Origin of the sequence: Belnapia rosea, assembly GCF_900101615.1 — a bacterium.
Taxonomy (GTDB): domain Bacteria; phylum Pseudomonadota; class Alphaproteobacteria; order Acetobacterales; family Acetobacteraceae; genus Belnapia; species Belnapia rosea.
Genome location: NZ_FMZX01000081.1, coordinates 1 through 3,364, shown reverse-complemented (window position 1 = coordinate 3,364; position 3,364 = coordinate 1). Strand labels below are relative to the sequence as shown.

Annotated in this window: 2 protein-coding genes; both read left to right on the top strand. The window is 64.4% G+C overall.

The annotated features are described in order from the left end of the window. Nucleotides 1-766 precede the first annotated feature (766 nt). Nucleotides 767-1,513, top strand: a complete 747-nt coding sequence (locus BLR02_RS31035; protein ID WP_342670596.1) for a septal ring lytic transglycosylase RlpA family protein — start codon at nt 767-769, stop codon at nt 1,511-1,513. A gap of 404 nt (nt 1,514-1,917) precedes the next feature. Then, nucleotides 1,918-3,249: an IS701 family transposase gene (locus tag BLR02_RS28010; RefSeq protein WP_456303810.1), complete on the top strand. Its 1,332-nt coding sequence runs from the start codon at nt 1,918-1,920 to the stop codon at nt 3,247-3,249. The last annotated feature ends 115 nt before the right edge of the window (nt 3,250-3,364 follow it).

The following is a 3,364-nucleotide window of genomic DNA, read 5'->3' as shown; positions in this document are numbered from 1 at the left end:
CTGGGCCAAGAAGTCCGCCAACTACCTCGCGCTGCTCCACCTCGCGCTCGCCATCATCACCTGGCGACATGCCCTACCGGGATAGGTTCTTAGGACGACGCGGTAGCTGAAAGGACTGGGGTTTACCCGACCCCGCAAGCCGCGCGACGGCATCAAGCAGCAGGAGGTGCTCGTTATGCTGCACCAACCAGAAGGCGCCACCGTCGCAGATCGCCGACCTCAGGCTTGTCTACTAACTTGCGTTGAAGCCGAGCCGTTCGATCTGACAGCGCTGACGCCAAGCTCCTGCAGCAGCTGATGCAATACGGAGCGACAAGGCCCGGCGCTCTGTCGGCGAGCTTGGTATTCCGGCAGGCACACACGCAACCACAGTCTCGCCAAGGCGCGGGATGGCGTCCACTTGTCCCTGTGGTGCAAGCCGAAAGCTTGCACCAGCAACTCCAGCGGAGAGGTGCGCGATGACTACAAAGGCTGGGTCAATCGTTGGCGTCCCCGCCAGGATTGCCTGCAGCTGAGGTCCAAAGCACGCGGCCGCTTGGCGTTCTGCTTCGTCTAAGCAGGGGGTCTGGATTGGGCGGGGACGATTGTTATTAAAGCTAGTGGCGTCAAGCGGCACGGGGGGCTGCTCCTCGCATGAGGCGCCGGATCCTGGCGCAGGCTGCCGTTGGGGACGGCAGAGATAGGTCTGCGCGAGCACAAGCTAGAAACGCACTCTTTTCTACTTGAGGTTGTTCAAGTTCCCTTGTGATCAAGTTTTGGCACAGGCATGGCGTCTTTGATCTCGTGGATTGACGCAGCGCACGCGGTGTTAGTAGGGCCTCCTGACTTCTGGCACCGTTTCGCCCATGCCGAGGTCGTAGAAGGAGCGGCCATCGAACCCGGCCCCCAAGTGTGCGTCTGTGTAAATGGGAGACTGCCGATGCGTCGACTTGGTGTAGTGATCATCTGTGCGCTGCTTGGACATGGCTGGACGGTGCCGGCTGACGCTGCCAGCGAGCGTCATCGCGCCGCCTCGGCCCAAGCCGCTCCAAATCGGCCAGTCAGCAGCGCCCGGTCCATGCATCGCCCGAGCCACTATGCCCATGCAAGAACGCGTCGGGGCTCGCCAGCTTCTGGTGCCAGGCTCAAGCCAGGGCATGAGGTAATCGATCATTCGGGGCGGCAACAGCATGGGCGAGCATCCTATTACGGCCGGCAGTTCAATGGCCGCAAAATGGCGAATGGACGTCCCTTCAATCCGAACTCAAACATAGCCGCGAGCCGCAGCTTGCCACTTGGCACTGTCGCTCGGGTGAGAAATCGCCAGACCAAGCGAGAGACTATCGTTAGGGTGGAGGACCGTGGCCCATATGTGCCAGGCAGAATCCTCGACGTGGCTCCGCGTGCTGCTGATGACCTTGGTATGCGCGAACAAGGCGTAGCACCTGTGACCATCGAGCCGATCATGGTTCCGCGGTCGAACGGTAGCGATAAGTCTAGCCGCCGCAGCTCGGCAGGCCAGGAGAACCCGTGATGACCAGCTTTCCACCCTGCCGCTGAACTTGAACACAGAGGCACTGTTGCGTGCCTCTCCGGCGGCTTATGCCAGCGACATGAGCACGAGCCTAATCTACCCCAACGGGGTCATCGAACCGCGTCCCGTATTTGAGCTAAAGGTTCAACATCTAGCCCGTCCACCAGCACCATGGGGATGGGCCATCCATGTCGAGGGCCGCTCAACCAGGGTCTACACGTCGGAAGCCCGCTATCGAAGTGCCCAAGAGGCTTGGGAAGCTGGCCGCAAAGCGCTCAAGACTATGGAACAGGGCCGTCGGCCGGCCCAATCCGTAAGCGCCATCCAGAGCGGAGAAGCCTAACATTACAGTTGCGGTTCGGGAGGTGATCTGCTCCGCTGGCTTGAGCCGTGGAGCGAGCGCGATGACGGGTGCGTCCTTCGAGGTGGCGTTGGAGCTGTGGGCCTCGTCGCTGCGAGAAGCCAAGGCGCGAATGCGGCCCCTGTTTTTGCAGGAGCGGATGGCGCGCTCGGCGGGGCTGTTCCTCGATGGCCTGCTTGGTGCCGAGCGGCGCAAGACGGGCTGGATGCGGGCCGAGGCCGCAGGCGACCCGGGCCCATGGCGGCAGCAGGCCATCCTCGGCCGGGGCCGATGGGAGGCGGACGCCCTGCGCGACGTCGTGCGCGAGTATGCGCTGGAGACACTCGGCGATGCGGATGCCGTGCTCGTCGTGGACGAGACGGGTTTCCTCAAGCAGGGCAAGCTGTCCTGCGGCGTCGCGCGGCAGTACACCGGCTCGGCTGGCAAGATCACGAATTGCCAGATCGGGGTCTTCCTTGCCTACGTCTCCCGGCACGGTCATGCGCTCATCGACCGCGCGCTCTACCTTCCGAAGGCTTGGACCAACGACCCGGCTCGGCGCGCCGCAGCGCATGTACCGGAGGAGGTCGAGTTCGCCACCAAGCCTCGGATCGCGCGCACCATGGTCGAGCGCGCGATCGAGGCTGGCGTGCCCTTCGCGTGGGTGGCGGCCGACACCGTCTACGGTGTGAGCGAGATCGAGATGGCACTGCGTCGCGCGGGCCGGGGTTACGTGCTCGGGGTCACGGGAGCGCACGACTTCAACTCCTGGATCGGCAAACCCGAGGTCGTCGGTTCGGCCGCGGAGATCGCAGCTGCGCTGCCATCCTCGGCTTGGCGCCGCCTCTCCGCGGGTGAGGGTACGAAGGGGCCGCGGCTGCACGATTGGGCCTACCTCGAGCTCGCCGACCTCGAGGCCGACGCCTACGTCAGCGGCTATGAAGGTCTCTGGACCCGCGGCCTGCTGATCCGTCGCCACGTCGCCGACGGCGAGCTCGCCTACTTCACCACCTGGTGCCCGACCGGCACCTCGCTCGAAACACTCGTCGCCGTCGAGGGCCGCCGCTGGGCCATCGAGGACGCGTTCGAAACGGCGAAGAACGAGCTCGGGCTCGACCACAACGAGACCCGCTCCTGGCACGGCTGGCACCGACACATCTCTCTCGTGATGCTCGCGTTCGCCGTCCTCACGGTGGCACGCCATCGCGCGAACGCAGCAGCAGAGCAAACCCCGCCTCGCGTGAGTCGCGCGGCCCGCCGCTCGTCCGCTGGTCCCTTCAGGAGATCCGGCGCATCGCAGGACGTCTCTGCCAGCGCCGCATCAGACCCGCGCTCGTCCTCGCCTGGTCAATCTGGCGCCGTGCCCATCAGGCCGGCGTCCAACGCGCTCATCTGAAGCGACGACCGCAACTGTAATGCTAAGGCTTGTTAGAGCTTGGTGACTTTGATCCAGTCTGCGGTGGCTGCGAGGCAGAGCACGCCAAGGAAGGAGCGCGCGGTTTTCTCGTAGC